Here is a 2,777-nt window from a genome sequence, read left to right as displayed (position 1 = left end):
ACCACGGGCATCCTGCATTCGGGGCCCCGACCGGCCACGGAGCGTGACAGCACATCAGCCAGCCGAACCACCGCACCGCTCAACTTCGAAGACCCGACAAAGGACGGTCGGCTGCGAAGAGTTCCCTGGTCACGTGTGCTGCCATCGATCCGGTCCCGGCTCTTCCTCATGGACGAGCAAGACCGTCCTCTCGGCCCCGCATGCGTATGGCTCGGACAGAAAGCACGACCTGTGTCTCTGTCCGCCTGGGAGTCCGTATTCGTGCGCGCCTCGGAGAGGTGCCGGACGTTCGGGGTCGATGTCGCCGCCACGCCTCATGTGCTCAGGCACACCTTCGCGGTTCATCTGCTGTCGGCGCTGATCCACGAGCAGATCGGCTCGGTGGACAGGCTTGAAATGGCCGACGGCGTGTACCGCCGGATCATCGGAGACCCCCTCGATCACCTGCGTCGGCTGCTGGGGCACTCCTCGATCACGACGACGTACATCTACCTCGACTGCACCGACCAGGCGCAGTCCTTGATCGACGGCGCGGTGGACGCTTGGACGTCCGAGGTCGCGGCCACGGCGACGCAGGTCTCGCAGGAGGATCAACAGTCCGTATCACAGGCGCGAGGAGAGATGTCGTGGTAGGACGAGGACGGCGTCGGGCCCGGCTGAGTGTGCCTGCGGAGCAGGCTGTTGATCCAACTCCCACAGCGCTGGGACTGCTGAAGATCGAGGTCACCTTCCCGGACAACCGAGCGGCCATCGTGGACTGGACTCGCGAGCCTCAGCAGCGATTGCTACGGGCCCTGGGCGCAGAACTGGCGGCTTCGTGTGCCGTGGGCCAGGGCACAGGGTCGCCGCATAAGCTGCGGAATCGCGCCCGCTCGTGTCGCGAATGGGCACGCTGGATCGCATCGACGGAGCAAGTGGAACTACGCGTGGGTGATCTCCTGCCCCGCCACCTGGACGGGTTCGAGAGCCATCTACGCGAAAGGCATCCGGAGTCCTCAAGGACGCCCTACGCGCGTATCGCCGACATCGTTTGGATCTTGCGGCGCCTGAGCGACAAGGAGGGAGGCTTGTCGCCTGCCATGGTCCGGCGGCTCGCCCATACCTCAGCGGGTCCGGTCGGCTCGTACGCCCCTCGCGACGCCTATTCGCCCCACATCGTGGAGCAGTTACGCGCTGCCGCACGCTCCGACATCGACCACGCAGTTCGTCGGCTGACGGTGGAGGGGCCGTCGCTCCTGGCACAGGGGCGGGACCCTCGGGCCGCTGGATGGAGTTCCGACGCCAACGTGCTGTGGGAGATCCACCAGAGCCAGGGGCAGTTCACGCGTCAGGGGCTGGCCGCTCGGGTCGGCCGGGCGCCGGCCGACGAACATTCCCCGGGCCGCCTCGCGCCCCTCCTCTACCCGACCAGCCGCGACCTGTTCGCCCTACTCCTGCTGTTCTGTCTCGAAAGCGGCATGGAATCGGAAGCAGCCAGGGAACTGACCTCTGACTGCCTCAAGAACCCGAACCGCGGCTATGTGCAGGTCGAGTACCTCAAGCGCCGTCGTCACGGCCAGGAGTGGAACACGATCCGGGTCAGGGACGGCTCGTCCAACTCGCCGGGCGGGCTGCTGCGGCTGGCCCTTCGACTCACGGCCTCCGTCAGGGAGTGAGCTGACCCCGGTTTGGTGGAGTCCCTGAAGCCAGGCTTATGATCCTGGCCCGAAGGAGAACCACGAGCAGTGCCAGCACCACGTAAGTACCCGGACGAGCTCCGCGAGCGGGCCGTCCGCGAGGTCCGCACCACCGGCCGTCCGATCGCGCATGTCGCCAAGGACCTGGGCATCCACAAGGAGGCCCTGCGCGGCTGGGTCCGCCAAGCCGAGGCGGACACCGGCGAACGCGACGACCGGCTGACCACCGCCGAGCAGGAAGAACTGAGGCAACTCCGGCGGGAGAACGCGGAGTTGAGGCGGGCGAACGAGATTCTGAAGGCCGCGAGCGCGTTTTTTGCGGCGGAACTCGACCGTCCCCGGACGAGGCCGGCCAGGTGATCGAGCACCTCAGGGACAAGGGCCTCGGGGTCGGGTTCACCTGCCGGGTGCTGGGGCTGTCCGAGTCGGCGTACTACGCGCGCAAGAAGCGGCCGAAGCCGGCCCGCCGGCTGCGTGACGAGCAGCTCATGCCGCTGATCGAACAGGTCCATGCCGAGTCCGGCGGCACCTACGGCGTCCGCCGGGTCACCCGCGCCCTCAAGCGCAAGGGTGTGCAGGTGGCCCGCTGCACCGTCGAGCGGCTGATGGACGAGCTGGGCCTTCAGGGCGTCATCCGCGGTCAGCGGCGGAGGACCACCGTGCCTGAGCCGTCGGCGCCCCGGCCGCCGGACCTGGTCGACCGCGACTTCACCGCATCCCGGCCGGATCAGCTGTGGGTGGCGGACATGACGTATGTCCGCACCTGGACGGGCTGGGCGTACGTGGCGTTCGTCCTGGACGTGTACTCACGGATGATCGTCGGCTGGCAGGTCGCGAACCACATGCGCACCGAACTCCCGCTGGACGCGCTGGAGATGGCGCTGTGGAGGAGGCGGATCAAGAAGGATTCCGGGCTGATCCATCACAGCGACAGGGGGGCGCAAGGTGGATTCAACTGGTCGTCGCAACACCTTGATCTCGGAGGTGTGCGACGTGGCCACGGCGGACTGGAGTTTGAAGACCAGCGATGTTCCTGAGGGGCGGCGTCGGCAGTGGCGCGCTGACCGTGCGTTGCGGCCGGCGATGCGCTCGCCGGGGCGG

Annotated in this window: 4 protein-coding genes; all 4 read left to right on the top strand. The window is 67.6% G+C overall.

Going from position 1 to position 2,777, the window contains the following annotated elements; genetic code table 11:
- The first annotated feature begins 231 nt into the window (after nt 1-231).
- The 4 genes from ACH4ZX_RS40190 to ACH4ZX_RS40175 all read left to right on the top strand — a co-directional run bounded on the left by ACH4ZX_RS40190 (nt 232) and on the right by ACH4ZX_RS40175 (nt 2,713).
- Nucleotides 232-633 (top strand): hypothetical protein, encoded by a 402-nt coding sequence (locus ACH4ZX_RS40190; RefSeq protein WP_398283873.1) that lies wholly within the window; start codon nt 232-234, stop codon nt 631-633.
- A gap of 293 nt (nt 634-926) precedes the next feature.
- Nucleotides 927-1,655 (top strand): hypothetical protein, encoded by a 729-nt coding sequence (locus ACH4ZX_RS40185; RefSeq protein ID WP_398283871.1) that lies wholly within the window; start codon nt 927-929, stop codon nt 1,653-1,655.
- A 69-nt stretch (nt 1,656-1,724) separates the two neighbouring features.
- Entirely contained in the window at nt 1,725-2,036 is a 312-nt protein-coding gene (locus ACH4ZX_RS40180) for a transposase (RefSeq protein WP_398283869.1), read from the top strand.
- Nucleotides 2,033-2,713 carry an IS3 family transposase gene (locus ACH4ZX_RS40175; RefSeq protein ID WP_398283867.1) on the top strand — a complete coding sequence of 227 codons (681 nt, stop codon included), beginning with the start codon at nt 2,033-2,035 and terminating at the stop codon, nt 2,711-2,713. The genes ACH4ZX_RS40180 and ACH4ZX_RS40175 overlap by 4 nt, the downstream gene beginning before the upstream one ends.
- The last annotated feature ends 64 nt before the right edge of the window (nt 2,714-2,777 follow it).

Source organism: Streptomyces sp. NPDC020490, from assembly GCF_044335305.1.
Taxonomy (GTDB): domain Bacteria; phylum Actinomycetota; class Actinomycetes; order Streptomycetales; family Streptomycetaceae; genus Streptomyces.
Note: the sequence above shows the minus strand (reverse complement) of the source record. Positions and strands in the feature narration are given on the sequence as shown.